A 14,219-nucleotide genomic window follows, 5' to 3' on the forward strand; every position below is an offset into this window, starting at 1 on the left:
GTCGGGCCAACGATCACTCACGCTGACCCGGCGAGTAGATCAGCCCCCGCTCTGCAGGCGTGCCGCAAGCTCGCCGCGGGAGCGCACGCCGAGCTTGCGGAAGATCGCCTGGACCTGGTTGGCGACGGTCCGTGCGGCCACGGCCCGCCGACCGGCGATGTCGGCGTTGGTCGAGCCGGCGAGGAGGGCGGCCAGGATGTCGCGCTCGGCGTTGGTCAACGGCTGCACACTCGCCTCCGGGAGCAGGGGATAGGAGCCGATCAGCAGACGGTTGTCGCGGATCGCGACCTCGGCCAAGCGCACGCGCGGCCCGTTGCGGGCGAAGAAGGCGGCAAGCTCGGTCCAGGAAGAGAGCCCGAGCTTGCGCTGAGCACGGGCACTGTGATCGGTCACGCTGGAGGGGGAGATGCCCAACGCATAGGCGATCTGGCCGCTCGACTGCCCCATGCCGACATACTCGGCGACCTGGCGCTCGCGCAGCGTCAGGCCACGGGGGTCCGGATAAAGTGGATCGTTGCGTACGGCGACGATGTAGCGCCGCCCGTCGCTGTCGAAGTGCTCGACGAGTGACCAGCGCCCGCTGATCAGTGCCTCCCACGCCGCGAGGGCCTCGTCGATGGACTGCCGCCGACCGGCGCAGCGGCTCCGCTCCATCTGCTTGACGGCATACCGCAGCCGGTCGCGCGCGGTCTGCTCGCGTCCCGGCCCGCGGGCGTCCTGCAGGCGGCCATCCGGTTCGAGCACGGCCTCGACCGCAGCCGACGCCAAATCCAGCGTGCAAGCCGCCAAGCGCAGCCGCAGGGCTGCACCAAGGTGGGCGCCGAGCTGTGCCCAGCGCCGGTAATCGTCCTTCCGCAGGGTGATGCGCCCGGTCGAGTAAGCGGCAAAGGCGACCGTATCGCCAGTGCCGGTATGTCCGGCGGCTAGTAGCAAGTCCGCCGCACGTCCCGCGGTTACCCGTTCGAGCTTGGGTCGTTCGCCGGGAAGGCGCGGGAACAACTCCGCCTGGGCGGTGCCGACGCAACGACCGGAGCCGTAGAGGAAGTCGTACAGGCGGGGGTCATCGCCGCGGTGCGCAAGCCTGATCCAGCGACGGTACTCGGCCCCGACGCTGGCCGCGAACGCGACGCGGCGAATGGTGTTCGGCGCATGTCGCCGCACCCAGGCAATGGGCGGCAGTCCTTGGTCGATCAACGGCGCGGCGCAGGCCAGCAGCTCGTCGAGCCACTCCTCGTCACTGCCGCCGAGGCGGTACCCGGTCTCGATCACCGAGATCCAGTCGCGCTTCATGTTGTCGTCGTCGCTGTTGTGCCCGACCGCCGGGGGGCTGCCGCAGTCAACCGCCGCTCCGCCCGTCACGCCAGGCGGCGAGGAGGGCGGCGAAGGCGATCGTGCGACCGGGTGGCTTTCCGTCGTCGCGGCGCGGTTTGGGCGCACCGGGGCGCGCGAGCCAATAGGCGGGGTGTTGCGGCGGGTGCAGCCGCGGGGCGCAGAGCTTGATCTGGCCGTTGTCAACAAGGCGTTGCAGGAGCTGATCCTGCGCGGCTGCCAGCGCATCCATCGTCGCCCGGGGGTCGCGCTTTCCGTTGACGGCGTCGCCGATACGGGTCCACCGGAGCGGGGCGATCCGCCACTTCGGTGAACCATCGGCGTGCAGGACGCGCGAGCCCGGACGCACCAGATCGGGCGTGAAGGCGCTGTACCGGAACACCTGCTGCGCGATGTCGCCGCGGGCCGGCACCGGGCCGGCGTCCGTGAAGCTCATGTTGGCGTGATCGACCAGGTGGGCCGCGGTTTCCGACATGGGCCGGGCATTGCACGAGGGGCAAACCGCCGCGTCCCTTGCAGGAGAAAACCACCAGGAAGTCGTGGCCGCACGCAGGGCAACGCGCCCGACAAAAACCGTAGGCCAGGTTGGAAACAACACTTGTCCTTAGAGGCCGCTCTATTTCACACCCCGAGCGCGGACAGCTCCTGCGCCAATGGCCCTAACCCGATCGCCTCGAATCCGCCGCCTTTCGGATAGCGTTCATCACCGGAGTACACCAGAAAGGCGACAGCCGGGAACCGGCTGAGTCGATGCTTGAGAGGTGTTGCAAGTCGGCGGGGAATCATGCTTGCAATTGTGGACTGGCGTGCCAGATTTGCAACCCTCCGGAAACCCTGTCGACCACACCGAGCGTTCGCCCATGACCAAGCCTCCAGCTGACCTGAACCTAGCCGAACAGCGCGAATGGTGGATTGCCAACGGCCGCGGCGGCTATGCCGCGGGCACGGTCGCCGGCAGCCTGACCCGCGGCTACCACGGACTCCTGACCGCAGCGATCGACCCGCCGCTCGGGCGCCGCCTGCAGATCGCCAAGCTGGACGCAACCCTGATGGACGGGGATCGACACTGGCCGCTCTTCACCAACCGCTGGGCCGACGGTTGCGTCGAGCCGGCCGGGCATGTCCTGATCGATTCCTTCCGTCTCGACGGACGCATGCCGTTGTGGCACTGGGCCTGCGACGATCTCGTGGTCGAGCAGCGCATCTGGATGCCGCCCGGCGAGGACAGCGTCTGGTCGGTCTATCGCCTCCTGCGTTCTCGCCCGGGCGCCGTGCCGAGTCTGCGCATCGCTCTGCTGCTCGCCGATCACGACCATCACCACGTCGGACACACGGGCGACTTCGATCCGATCCTGACCCTCGACGGCGACGCGCGCTTGACGGCGCGATGCAGCGACGGACACGACATCGCGCTGACAGCCGTCGGCGGCAGCCTGCGGATCGACCGCGCATGGATCGAGCGCTTCGCCTTGCCGATCGAGCGCGAGCGCGGGCTGCCGGATCAACAAGACCTCTTGCGCGTCGGTTTCGCCGAGCTGTCCTTGAGCGCGACCGCGTGGTGCGGCATTCTGGCGACGGTCGGTCCCGACATCGAGAGCGACGTGGTGTCGGATCCCGAGCAGGCATTGGAGCGCTTCCGGCAGCAGGATCGCGCGCTCGTTCGGACCGCGCGGACCCATTACAAGCAGATCCCGGACATCCCCGCCTGGGTCGAGCAGCTCATCCTCGCCGCCGACAGCTTCCTGATCGAACGGCCGATCGGCGCCCTGCCCGCTCGGCAACCGCAGGCCAAAGGCATGTCCGTGATCGCCGGCTACCCCTGGTTCGGCGACTGGGGTCGCGACACCATGATCGCGCTACCCGGCCTGACCCTCGCGACCGGTCAACCCGAGATCGCCAAGCGCATCCTGGAGACCTTCGCCGGATTCGTCGACCGCGGCATGCTGCCGAACCGCTTCCCCGGCGCCGGCGAAACCCCTGTCTACAACACGGTTGATGCCGCGCTCTGGTACATCGACGCCTGGCGCGCCTACATCGAGGCGTCCGATGACCTCACCGCGCTCGCCCGGGTGTTTCCGATCCTGGAGTCGATCGTCACGCACTACCGCGAGGGCACCCGCTACGGGATCGGCATGGACCCGAGCGACGGTCTGATCCACGCCGGCGAGCCCGGTGTACAGCTCACCTGGATGGATGCGAAGGTCGGCGATTGGGTGGTGACCCCGCGGATCGGCAAGCCGGTGGAGATCAATGCACTCTGGTATCACGGACTGCGGGTGATGGCCGACTTCGCCGAGCGCCTGGGGCGGGATCCGCGGGGCTATCGCAGCGCAGCGGATCGGACTCGCGCCGGTTTTGCCCGATTTGTGCGCCCGGATGGCAGGGGTCTCTACGATGTCCTCGACGTCCCGGAAGGCTCGGATGGCGAAGGCGCGCGCATTCGCCCGAATCAGATCTTCGCCGTCAGCCTGAGGCACTCGCCCCTCGACGCGCCCGCCCAAGCCTCGGTCGTCGAGGTCTGCGCGCATCATCTACTCTGTCCCTACGGCCTGCGCACCTTGGCGCAAGAAGACCCCGACTATCGGGGTCGTTACGAAGGGGATGTCTGGAGTCGCGATGCCGCCTACCATCAGGGCACGGTCTGGGCCTGGCTGCTGGGGCACTATGCCCTCGCGGAATACCGGGTGACCGGCGATGCGGCGGCAGCCCAAGCACGGCTCGCCCCGATCGCCGATCATCTTCGCGACGCCGGACTGGGTACCGTCAGCGAGATCTTCGACGGCGACCCGCCGCACCATCCGCGCGGATGTCCGGCGCAAGCTTGGTCGGTCGCCTGTATTCTGGATGCCTGGACGCAGCTTGCAGTGTCCAGGTCGCCGACCGCGACCGCCCAGGAACGCCGACTTCAGTCGGCCCCCTCCGGAGCACGCCCGCACGGCCGACTGAAGTCCGCCTCCCCGGAGGCCGACTGAAGTCGGCGCACCCGGGTGTGGGGCCGAAGTCTTGCGTCCGGTTGGGGAATTCAAGAGGCAGGGACGAGAGGCACTCGCTGTCGGGATGACGATTCCCGGAAATCACCTTAAACCGCGCCGGCTCCGACAGTTGTCGGAGCCGGCGCGGTCAAACCAATCCAACAAACGACGCATATCGCACCGGGTGCGGTTTAAGGAGACTCACGTGAGCGAAGGGCCGATCAACGCCGAGCGCGAACGCCTGGAAGAGGCACGCCGAGGAACCGCGGACTGGCGTCTCTGGGGCCCCTATCTCGCCGAGCGCGCTTGGGGAACGGTGCGCGAGGATTACAGCGCCGACGGCAACGCCTGGGACCACTTCACCCATGAGCAATCGCGCTCGCGCGTCTATCGGTGGAGCGAGGACGGGCTCGGCGGCATCTGCGATCGCGAGCAGCGACTCTGCTTCGCGCTCGCGCTCTGGAACGGGCGCGACCCCTTTCTGAAAGAGCGCGCCTTCGGGCTCACCGGACCGCAGGGCAATCGCGGCGAGGACGTGAAGGAGTGCTGGTTCTATCGCGACGCCCTGCCCACGGCGAGCTATCTGCGCTATCTCTACAAATATCCGCAAGCGCCCTTCCCCTATCGCGAGCTGATCGAGGAGAACGCCCGGCGCACGCGCGAGGATCCGCCCTACCTGCTCACCGACACCGGCTGTTTCGACGAACAGCGCTATTGGGACATCGACGTCTTCTACGCCAAGGCCGGGCCGCGCGAGATCCATATCCGGATCTATCTCAAGAACCGCGGTCCGGATACAGCCTCAAGCAGGCCGATGCGACCGGCTGGATGGCCATGTTCAGTCTCGACATGACTCTGATCGCACTCGAGCTCTGCGCCAAGGACCGCAACTACGAGGCGATGGCGATCCACTGGCAGCGCCGTCTGCCTCTGTCCGGACTGGGAAAACGATCGGGGCGAGTACCTGCTCGCCCTGGTCGATCACACCATGCTGCAGCGGATCCTGGAGCGTCTGCTCGACGAGGAGCAGTTCCTCTCGCGCTTCGGGATCCGCAGCGTCAGCCGCATCCACGCCACCCAGACCCATCTCGGCCGTATCCCCGGCATCGGCGATGCGCTGATGGAGTACGTCCCCGGCGAGTCCAACTCGCCCCTCTTCGGCGGCAACTCCAACTGGCGCGGCCCCGTGTGGCTGCCGACCAACTACTCGCTCGTACAGGCGCTGGAGAAGTACCACCGCTTTCTAGGACCCGGCTTTCAGGTCCCGGTCGCCTGCCAAGACGGCCAACGGCTCAACCTCGCCGAGATCGCCGGTCAACGCGCCCAGAGCGAAACCCTCATGCACGGCAAAGCCTTGCCACCCCCGCGTCCGCATCGCGTCACCACTCAGGAGTTCTTCCGCATGGGCGAGGCCGGCGTGTTGGACCCGGACGCCAGGATCGAGCTGATCGAAGGAGAGTTGATCCACATGCCGCCGCACGCCAGTCGCACCAAGCGGCTCACGTTGCTCCTCATCGAAGCCATCGGCAGACGCGCGATCGTCTCGACCCAAGATCCGATCCTCCTCGGTGACCTCAGCGCACCTCAGCCCGACATCGCGATCCTCGCGCCGCGGGACGACTTCTACAGCTCGGGACATCCGCAGGCCGAAGATGTACTTCTGGTCATCGAGGTCGCCGACAGCAGCGTCCGCTACGACCGCATGCGAAAACTGCTGCTGTAAGCCCGCTACGGCATTCCGGAGGTCTGGCTCATCGACATCCCTGCAAGCGCCATTTGGGGCCAACGATCCCCCCGAGAACGGCGCCTACCGAACGTCCTTCCAGCTCGGCCCGCCGTAGACAACACCTTCGAGGCGAGGTCTCGCCATCGCCTATTTTTGGCAGACCGATCTGCTGGATAATGCCTGCAAATATGGCTGCGATGAACGCGTGCGCATGAACCGGACGAGCGCACCGGACCGCTTCGTCCTGAAGGTGACCGACCAGGGTCCGGGCATCCTCGCCGCCGACATCGATCGCGGCTTCGAGCGGTTCTGGCGTGGTCAGGGCAGCCGCCACATTCCAGGTTGGGGGCTGGGTCTTTGGGCCTGCCGCTACGCGGCCCTGTCCCTGGGCGGACGCATCGAGTACCTTGTCTTCGAACTGATCTGAGCGTTCCACGATGACCAGCGAATTACCCTTGGACGCGCCGCGGATACTGCTGGTGGAAGATGATCCCGTCGGTGGTAGGCAACTGCTCCGATTTTTGTTGAGTTTCGGCTATGAGGTCGTGTTGGTGGCGGGCCAAGCGGCGGCGGTGGAGCAGATCGCCGCGCACGGTTTCCAGGGCGCCATCGTCGATCTCACCCTGTCCGACGGCGACGGGTTCGGCGTGCTCGAAGATTTACACCGGCACGCCCCGTCGATCCCGGTGATCTGCATCTCTGGCCAAGGCGATCTCAGTGCCCGCGTGCAAGGTCTCAAGGCCGGCTTCGACCACTATCTCGGCAAACCCCTCGAGCCATTGGAGCTTGAGGCGCTCCTCAGCGCCGCGCTGCGCCGGCAGGCGCAGGAAAAGACGCCCGACCGGCGGAGATCGAGCAATGAACGTTGGACGATCTGCACCGCCGAGCGCTGCCTGCGCCTGGACGGCAAGCGGATCATCCCCATCACTGACACGGAGCAGCTATTCCTGCGGCAACTGCGCGCCGCGGCCCCGGCGACCCTGGATCGAGCCAGCATCATTGCCGGCCTCGGCCAATCCGAGCGCTATTATTTGCGCGCCCGTCTTGACACCATGGTCTCCCGCCTACGTCACAAGATCGCCGATGTCACCGACGTACCCCCACCCTTCATCAGCATCTATGGGATCGGTTATGCCTGGGTCGAGACGACTGCCGACGAGACGTCGTAGCCGCCTCAGCCTGGCATCCTGTCGCCCCTGCCGCCGTCCACCGCCAGCCGCCCGCATCCAACCCGTGTCCATCAACGCGACGTAAGAATTCGTCAGAAAGCGTCGATATTGGTTTATAGAGCGACAGCCATCCGCCGACTACCCTCTAAAGGAAGCGGGCATCCGCAGACGTGATCTTTACCCCCAATCGGGTATCGGAACCGCCTCGGCGCGAATGACGCAAAGACCACCCCTGCCATCGGCTCGTCCTCTGGACGGGAAGCCTCTCAATGGATTGCGCCTTTGCCGTTCGACTGCTTACCCGGGGGTTGCCCATGCGGCCCCGGACATGATCCAAGCGAGGATGCGAGCCGGCCCGCTGCCGCGTCAATCCGCTGTTTCCGGACGCTCAGACACGAGGGCAAAGACCCGATGAAAACGCTAAGTCCATCAACCCTGCGGCGCGCGGGTGTCGCGCTCTTACTTGTCGCCGCCGGCCATGCCAGCGCTGTCCGCGCCGAGCACCGGGTCGTTGCCGACCCCCGTCCCGCCATCTATCCAGCGGTCTGCAAGGGCAGAGCCGTGACCACCGGACTGTGCCTGCTCGGCGCCATTGTTCCGCGCGCGACCGGCGACTTCCTGATCAGCATCCCCATCATCGGCCCAGCCGCCGGGGACGATATCCAGGTCCCGCTGAACACCAATATCCCGCTCCCCCCCGGCGACTATGTGCTCTATCAGGCGAGCGGACTGGACGACGGTCACCGGCTTCATGTCGTGGTGACCGAAGGCGAGATTACACGCATCAAGACGGCAACCATGCAGTTCTTGGATCGGCGCGGCAGCAACATCAAGCTCCAGCATTACGAATCACGCGACGGGGCGAATGGCGCCGGTTGCGAGGCCGAGATCGGCAATCGCGGGGTGCATGCGTTGCTGCCCGGCACCTATCAGGCGAGCCTGGTCTCGCGCCCGTACGAAGAGGCCCCGCGCTGCGTCAGCAATGGCGTGACCTTCAACGTCATGGCCGGCAAGGCGGTGATATTGCATCAAACCAAACTGGTCGAGAACAGCCTTGTCCCCGGGAACAGATTCCACGATCGCTCCCGCGCGCTGGGCCTGACCAACGTCGACTCCTACCGCCACGGCGTCAGCGAGATCGGCTTCCTTCCGGTGTTCCAGTCCCATCGTGGCGTCCATTACCCGAGCTCGGCCAGGGTCAGCGCGCTGGTCCTGTCCGGGCCGCCAAATTTCGTCTTCGCGATCCCGATGAAGGTCTCGCGCGGCGCCAACTGCGGTCTGTCGCTGGAGGCCGGCGGCCTGCCGGCACAGGTCCTTCTCACCGATTGCGTCTTCGATTCGAGCGGCGACCTGACCAGCTTCAAGGTCAATGCGGGCAACTATTACGCCTTCGATAACACCCACGGTAAGTCGGCGGTCGCCGGGCACAGCATCAACAGCCCAGTCGTCGTGCGCGGGGTCAAGTTCAACCTGAGGGGCCAGTGATCATGAACCAGCAGATCCTCACCGCTGTTCTTCTCGCGGGCGCGGCCCCGGCGGCCCTTGGTTACGACTACCAAGCCAGTACCGGCGCGCTCTCCTATTCATTCTTCAACCTGGGCCCGAACACCTACACGCTGACGCCCTATACGAATAACCCGAACCCCAGCGCGCCAAACGGCAGTAATGCCCAGGCGCAGGGCTGGAACAATCATCAGGTATGTACACTCCAGCTATTCGGCTCCTGGGACTGGGTGTATGCGACGGGCACAAAGAATCCCTGCCATTCGAAGGGCCAGGATCCGGGCGTGCCCTTCCTGGACGAAATCGTCTTCTATTGGGATTATGATGATCCGGCGCCAGCGCCGGCCGCCGCGATCAATCTGCCAATAGGCACGTCCAGCAATCAGTCGCAATACTCCGTGGCAACCTCGCCGCTGCTCAATCCACCCGCCTACGGCGACAGTTGGACACTGGTGAACCCGACGACCAACAACACGATGGTCATGGCCAGTTTCGCCTCGGCTGGCAACATCCTGATTTCCGGCTTCGAGGCCGGCGGCAATCAGCCCTATGCCTCGGCCGCGGATGGCTATTACTACAATAGTGGGATCAATCCGCCGGGGCCGCCCGACGCGTCGGATGGGGCTTTGGCCACCCCGGCGGGCACGGTCAATCAGCCGGTCAATCCATTCGGCGCCAACTTCACCAACGCAGTGATGAACCTGAATGTCTCCTCGTCCGATCCAGGCTATCTGCCGACGGGCGGTCTCTGGCTGGGCGTGAACAATCCCAACAGCAGCAAACTCGCGACCGATAGCCTGAACCTGGCGATGTATCCGGTGAACCTCGCCGCCTATGTCAAGAGCAACGAGGTGAACACGGGAATCGATCAATGGGCGACGCCGATCTACGGCGGGCACTTCACGCTCGCCATCGGCGACCCTTTCCTGATCAGCAGCTATGCCGCGAAGATCCTCTGGTTCATCGCCACCAACACCGGCTACGCCTTCTCATCAGCAAGCCTGTCGGAAAGCGACTTGCAGACGCTGATGAATAAAGTGGCTTTGCCCGGGAACAATGGAGTCTTCAAATCAGACGCGAACAGCGCAGCCTATGCCAACTGGCTCCTAGCCTCGCCGGGGGTCGCCGAGTCTGTGATCGGCACCATGAATACAGCGGCCAGCAAGCCCATCACCCATGAGTCGATCTGGGGCAAGATCTTCAGCGGCCTGGTGACCACGGCGACCGATGTGGCTGTCGCGAGCATTGGGTTATTGGCGGGACCAGAGGCGTCGATCGGCGTCGAGGCCGGGGTGAAGGCCGCCGAAGGCGTCGGCGAAGCCGCGGACGGGGCCGTAACCCATTATTCGAGCAGCGCCATCAGCGCGGACTTCACCACAACGGAGAGCATGCCGGCCCCGGTGGCGCAGGATGCACCCGCGGTCATCAACGACACCTACTCCTCGTCCAACCTGCTCGGTATGCTGCTGACCAACAGCTTCGTACAAGCCGAGATCAACAACGCGCTCGGCCTCGGTAATACGAGCGGCGAGGCGCTCTGGACGAATTATTCCATCGCAATCCCCCCTCAACCACAGTCCCAGCGCCTTGCTCCGGGATCGGCGCCATGAACAATCTCCTGTCCGGCGATTGCGGGGCCACCACCGGCGACGCGCCAACCTACAGCAATGCGCTGAGCCTTTACCAGGGTTCATTCAGTACCAGCCAAATCAGCCTCTGGAGCGCGATCCTGACCGGGGCCGACATCAGCGCGGTCAACGGCTATATGCAAGTCGGTAATCCAAGCACCGCGGCCTTCTCTCCACCGACGCAAGTGGTCAATACGACTGGCGCGGCATCGGGCATCATCGCCATCATTCCGGTCTTTGCCTTGGACACCGGCATCATAAGCGTCGCGAGTTACACGATCGGCGCCGATCCGCAGCAATCAGGCAAGATCCCCGCCCCGGCTCAGGCACCCTATCTCAATCAAGTCAAGACCAACTGGTACTCGAACCCCGATATCCTCTATCAAGGTCCTCAGTACGCGACGCAGGCCACGTCGCAGCCCGGTTACTACGACTATAATCCGACGAGCGGCGTGCTAACGGTCACGGGTGTCTTTATTACGACGACAACCCCAGCCTACACCAAGTGGCAGGCGCTCGCTTTTGAAAACGGGAACCAGACCATCGATCTCACGGACTGTACCGCTGGCTCCTATGTTCAATTGGCAGTCTCCGTGGTGGATCCAGCCGATTCGAACAGCCCCGTGACCGGCGCGCTGTCCTGCAATGCCATCTTTCCGGTGGCCGAAACTACGCCAATCACAAACATAAACAGCACGCCGACAATCACCGTGATCGACACGGCCGATACGATGAGTAGCTCCGGCCCCTTTTCCTCACCGGCAGCCAGTCAGATCCTCCCTGTGACCTCCGAAGGCATCCTGACCGTGACCGGCTATCAGGGCAATGGCCACGACTATAGCTTCACGAACGGAGAAGCGCTCGCAGATCCAACCAACACCACCGGCATCAGCCTGGACCTGACGACCTGCTCGGAGGGCTCCGACGTCAACCTCTTCCTGTATCCGACGATCAGCGATTCGCCCGCGGAGGCGATCGGCTATCTGGCGTGTGCCGAGACTCCCACGGCGCCCCTGCCCTATAGCCTCTGCACGAACGACGTCCAGGCCACCGGCGGCGTGGTGGTGGCCTTGACCGGCGCCCCGGACAGCGACGGCAGTGGGGCGACCTTCGATGTCGGCTGTGTCTGCATCCCGCACTATCTCGGAGGCATCGCAACCGGCCCGAGGCCCGTGCCGCCGCCTCAAGGAACCGCGACCTTCTGGCAGACCAGCAGCGGCACCGACGCGAACGGCAATCCCAATGGACTGATGGTCGGCGCCACCGCCACGAACCCGTACGGACTCTGCAACTGATCCAGCCGTTCCAGGGGTAGCGGACGGATCCGCTGCCCGCGAGCACGGGCGCCCCGACAGGCGCCTGCCGCACACCCCCGGAATTCCCGCAACGCAGCCAGGCCTGCCCTGCCCCTGCGGCCCTCGTCAGCGGGGCACCATCGAGCAACTCGACCCCAGCATGTTCACCGGCTTCGACATTGCCTTGAGCGCCGTGAAAGCAGCCATCAAAGAAACGGCTTACGAAGGAATCCAAGCTCGGCCTCGGTTAGGGGGATCGCCAGGCGATCATCCAGGACAAGCGTGCGCTCGCCCTCGTGAATGCTCCGGCGCCCCCCGTCCGGGACCGGTCGATCATCGCCGAGGGACGCCCCGCGATGCACACCTCGGCACAGTTCGAACGCCAACAACGCCTCCAACTCCTCAGGTGCGAAGGGCTTGGTGAGATAGTGATCGAAACCCGAACGCAGCCCTTTGACGCGGGCATCCAGATCACAGCGGCCAGACGTGCAGATAATGGGCAGAAGCGGATCGTGCTCGCGCACGTGTGCGAGCAGTGCATAGCCGTCGCCGTCTGCGAGTGTAAGCAGGCCAAGGCCGCGAACGGAACATCGAACAACAGTGTGCGGGTGATCCAAGGATCATGGCTCAAGCGTCACCAACACCCGAAATCCGGCCCCATGCGAGACTTGGGGGACGTACTCGATGCTGCCGCCAAGCGACTCCACGGCGCTGCGACACGCCCAGAGCCCCAAGCCCCACCCGGGGATGTGGCCGTGCTGCGGATCACGCCAGAACTGATCGAAGCTGCGCTCCACCTCCGAGGCGGCGATGCCCTGCCCCTGGTCCGCGACCTCCAGCTTCAGCCGCTCGCGCGTACTCGACAAAGTCAGGCGCACGCGGCCAACTCCGCCATACTTAAAGGCATTATCAAGAAGGTTGGTCAAGATCAGCACCAGACGCGGGCCGTCGACGAGATGGGTCTGCCCGCCCGGCGCTGCGCGCACCGCGAGGTCGAGTCCGGCGGGGTCGAGACGCCCGGCCAAGGCCCCTTGGACTTGGACCACCTTCTCGCGCAGGTCGTAGTGGTAATCCGCGGCGGTGCCGTCGGCGAAGGCGTCGCGCTGTCGCTGCATGGCCCGCACGATATCGGAAAGCTGATTCGACAGTCGGATTAGGTCCTTCGCCGCCGCTTCCGGGCTTAAGACACCCCGGCGCAGATTCGTGGCGACGAAGCGCAACGAGGACGCCGGATTCCGGATCTTATGCGATACGACCCGCAAGAGCCCACTGAACTTCCGCGCCAAGGCGGCGAGGCGCAGCCGCGCCTGGCGCGCCCCTTCAAGGCGTCGCGCCTACTCCGGGACCTCGGCCAGCAGACGACCGCTGACCGCCAAAACCGCCATCAGCATCAAGGACTGCATCAGGAGGTTGATCGGCCAGAAATGGGCCACCGCAAGGCTTGCCAGTTCCGGAAACCAGGTTCTCGCCACCACCAGAATGCCGGTCGCGCAGGTGGCGAGCAGATAGGCCAGCGCGATGCGGCTGAGCGCCGAGGTGCCCCGCCACTGGAAAGGTCCGTAGATCAACATGAAGGCGATAAAGGCGAGTTTAACGCTGTTGTTGAACCAGGCGACCGACGGGGGCAGATCGGTCAGTCCGATCGGCGCGAGCAGGAGTACCAGCCAGCCAATGGCGAACCAAAAACGCCGCAGTCTCCAGGGGGACGGCGGCGGCCAGACGATGAGGTAAAACGAAAAAATCAGCGCGGCACTGATCAGATAGCCCAAGACGCTGGAGACACGGCCGGTCACCCAGGCGGGGATGCTCGGCAGGAAATAGGCCAGTTGACCGATGGTCGCCAGCCCGGTCACCGCCGAACGGCACGCTGAGCATCACGAAGGCAAGAAAGCGCCGGTCGCGGGTCTCAACCCAAGCGAACAGCATCAGCAACGCAAACAGGCCCGCCAAGGCCGCCAGCATTCCACCGGTCAATAGGCTACGGGCCTGCTCCAGCTCGAAGCTCGCCGCATCGGTCAGTCCCGGCAGCAGGCTGAGCTGGCCGATGGTGGCGACCCGCAGCATCAACGCGTGGTCGACGAGCAGGTCGGGGTCGAGCCGAAACGCCAGGGTCGCACCGATCAGGTCGCGCTGCCCCAAGGGCAAGGTGTCGCCGGTGCGCGGGCGATGAGGGGCCAGACTGCCGTCGGGAGCGAGATAGGCCAGCTCCACCAGATCCAGATTGGCGACGTTGAGGGTCAGGATCGGCGCCGGCGGCAGCCGAGCGATGTCTGGCCCGAGCGGCAAGGCAACGAACCAGCGTGCACGCGGCTGATGGCCGAGATGAATATCGGTGCGGATCGGCGCCAGTTCCTGGCTCACGACCAGTGAAACAGCCTCCTCCCAGCGATGCACCTGCTCGGGCAGGACACTGAACCCGAGCGGCACCGACGATGCTGCCGATGCCGCCCCGGACCCGAGCAGCAGGATCCCGGCCAAGACTTTGGTCAAGATGTCAGAGTTCGCCTGTTGATGATTGCATCGAGCCTCTTCGTCGTCGCCGACAGCCTGAGGCGATTCGATCAAGTAGATCTAGGCTTACGCCAGCACGCTGCCCG

General features: G+C 65.1%; 14 protein-coding genes and 1 pseudogene. 8 read left to right on the top strand and 7 right to left on the bottom strand.

What is annotated here, in order from left to right; all coding sequences use genetic code 11:
• Positions 1–39 precede the first annotated feature (39 nt).
• The 3 genes and pseudogenes from BDD21_RS25495 to BDD21_RS28420 all read right to left on the bottom strand — a co-directional run bounded on the left by BDD21_RS25495 (position 40) and on the right by BDD21_RS28420 (position 2,115).
• Positions 40–1,290: a helix-turn-helix domain-containing protein gene (locus BDD21_RS25495; RefSeq protein ID WP_147431227.1), complete on the bottom strand. Its 1,251-nt coding sequence runs from the start codon at positions 1,288–1,290 to the stop codon at positions 40–42.
• Positions 1,291–1,771: 481 nt separating this feature from the next.
• Positions 1,772–1,910, bottom strand: a pseudogene (locus tag BDD21_RS29390) (transposase zinc-binding domain-containing protein); the annotation flags it as partial.
• A gap of 40 nt (positions 1,911–1,950) precedes the next feature.
• Positions 1,951–2,115 carry a hypothetical protein gene (locus BDD21_RS28420; RefSeq protein ID WP_211335167.1) on the bottom strand — a complete coding sequence of 55 codons (165 nt, stop codon included), beginning with the start codon at positions 2,113–2,115 and terminating at the stop codon, positions 1,951–1,953.
• A 74-nt stretch (positions 2,116–2,189) separates the two neighbouring features.
• Here BDD21_RS28420 and BDD21_RS25505 point away from each other — a divergent pair, with 74 nt between their 5' ends.
• From BDD21_RS25505 to BDD21_RS25540, 8 genes are all read left to right on the top strand, one after another.
• The gene (locus BDD21_RS25505; protein WP_120799552.1) at positions 2,190–4,301 is read left to right on the top strand and encodes an amylo-alpha-1,6-glucosidase; all 2,112 of its coding nucleotides are present in this window, start codon (positions 2,190–2,192) and stop codon (positions 4,299–4,301) included.
• Positions 4,302–4,506: 205 nt separating this feature from the next.
• Complete coding sequence (locus tag BDD21_RS28425; protein ID WP_211335168.1) at positions 4,507–5,154, top strand: hypothetical protein; 648 nt, start codon at positions 4,507–4,509, stop codon at positions 5,152–5,154.
• Positions 5,155–5,289: 135 nt separating this feature from the next.
• Entirely contained in the window at positions 5,290–6,024 is a 735-nt protein-coding gene (locus tag BDD21_RS28430) for a Uma2 family endonuclease (protein WP_211335169.1), read from the top strand.
• A gap of 172 nt (positions 6,025–6,196) precedes the next feature.
• Positions 6,197–6,454: a sensor histidine kinase gene (locus BDD21_RS25520; protein WP_281269196.1), complete on the top strand. Its 258-nt coding sequence runs from the start codon at positions 6,197–6,199 to the stop codon at positions 6,452–6,454.
• A gap of 10 nt (positions 6,455–6,464) precedes the next feature.
• A complete protein-coding gene (locus tag BDD21_RS25525; protein WP_120799554.1) occupies positions 6,465–7,196 on the top strand; it encodes a response regulator transcription factor in 732 nt (243 codons plus the stop codon).
• 411 nt (positions 7,197–7,607) lie between these two features.
• Positions 7,608–8,681, top strand: a complete 1,074-nt coding sequence (locus BDD21_RS25530; RefSeq protein WP_120799555.1) for a hypothetical protein — start codon at positions 7,608–7,610, stop codon at positions 8,679–8,681.
• 2 nt (positions 8,682–8,683) lie between these two features.
• A complete protein-coding gene (locus BDD21_RS25535) occupies positions 8,684–10,309 on the top strand; it encodes a hypothetical protein (RefSeq protein ID WP_120799556.1) in 1,626 nt (541 codons plus the stop codon).
• On the top strand, positions 10,306–11,622 hold the full coding sequence (locus tag BDD21_RS25540; RefSeq protein ID WP_120799557.1) for a hypothetical protein: 1,317 nt from the start codon (positions 10,306–10,308) through the stop codon (positions 11,620–11,622). Before BDD21_RS25535 ends, BDD21_RS25540 begins: the two co-directional genes overlap by 4 nt.
• Positions 11,623–11,828: 206 nt before the next feature.
• Here the strand turns inward: BDD21_RS25540 and BDD21_RS25545 are convergent, their stop codons facing one another.
• The 4 genes from BDD21_RS25545 to BDD21_RS25560 all read right to left on the bottom strand — a co-directional run bounded on the left by BDD21_RS25545 (position 11,829) and on the right by BDD21_RS25560 (position 14,112).
• Positions 11,829–12,239 (bottom strand): response regulator transcription factor, encoded by a 411-nt coding sequence (locus tag BDD21_RS25545; protein ID WP_120799558.1) that lies wholly within the window; start codon positions 12,237–12,239, stop codon positions 11,829–11,831.
• A 3-nt stretch (positions 12,240–12,242) separates the two neighbouring features.
• Positions 12,243–12,737 (bottom strand): sensor histidine kinase, encoded by a 495-nt coding sequence (locus BDD21_RS25550; RefSeq protein WP_147431229.1) that lies wholly within the window; start codon positions 12,735–12,737, stop codon positions 12,243–12,245.
• A gap of 219 nt (positions 12,738–12,956) precedes the next feature.
• Positions 12,957–13,193, bottom strand: a complete 237-nt coding sequence (locus BDD21_RS25555; RefSeq protein WP_120799560.1) for a hypothetical protein — start codon at positions 13,191–13,193, stop codon at positions 12,957–12,959.
• 19 nt (positions 13,194–13,212) lie between these two features.
• Positions 13,213–14,112 carry a hypothetical protein gene (locus BDD21_RS25560; RefSeq protein ID WP_147431230.1) on the bottom strand — a complete coding sequence of 300 codons (900 nt, stop codon included), beginning with the start codon at positions 14,110–14,112 and terminating at the stop codon, positions 13,213–13,215.
• Positions 14,113–14,219 lie beyond the last annotated feature (107 nt).

The organism is Thiocapsa rosea (assembly GCF_003634315.1).
Taxonomy (GTDB): domain Bacteria; phylum Pseudomonadota; class Gammaproteobacteria; order Chromatiales; family Chromatiaceae; genus Thiocapsa; species Thiocapsa rosea.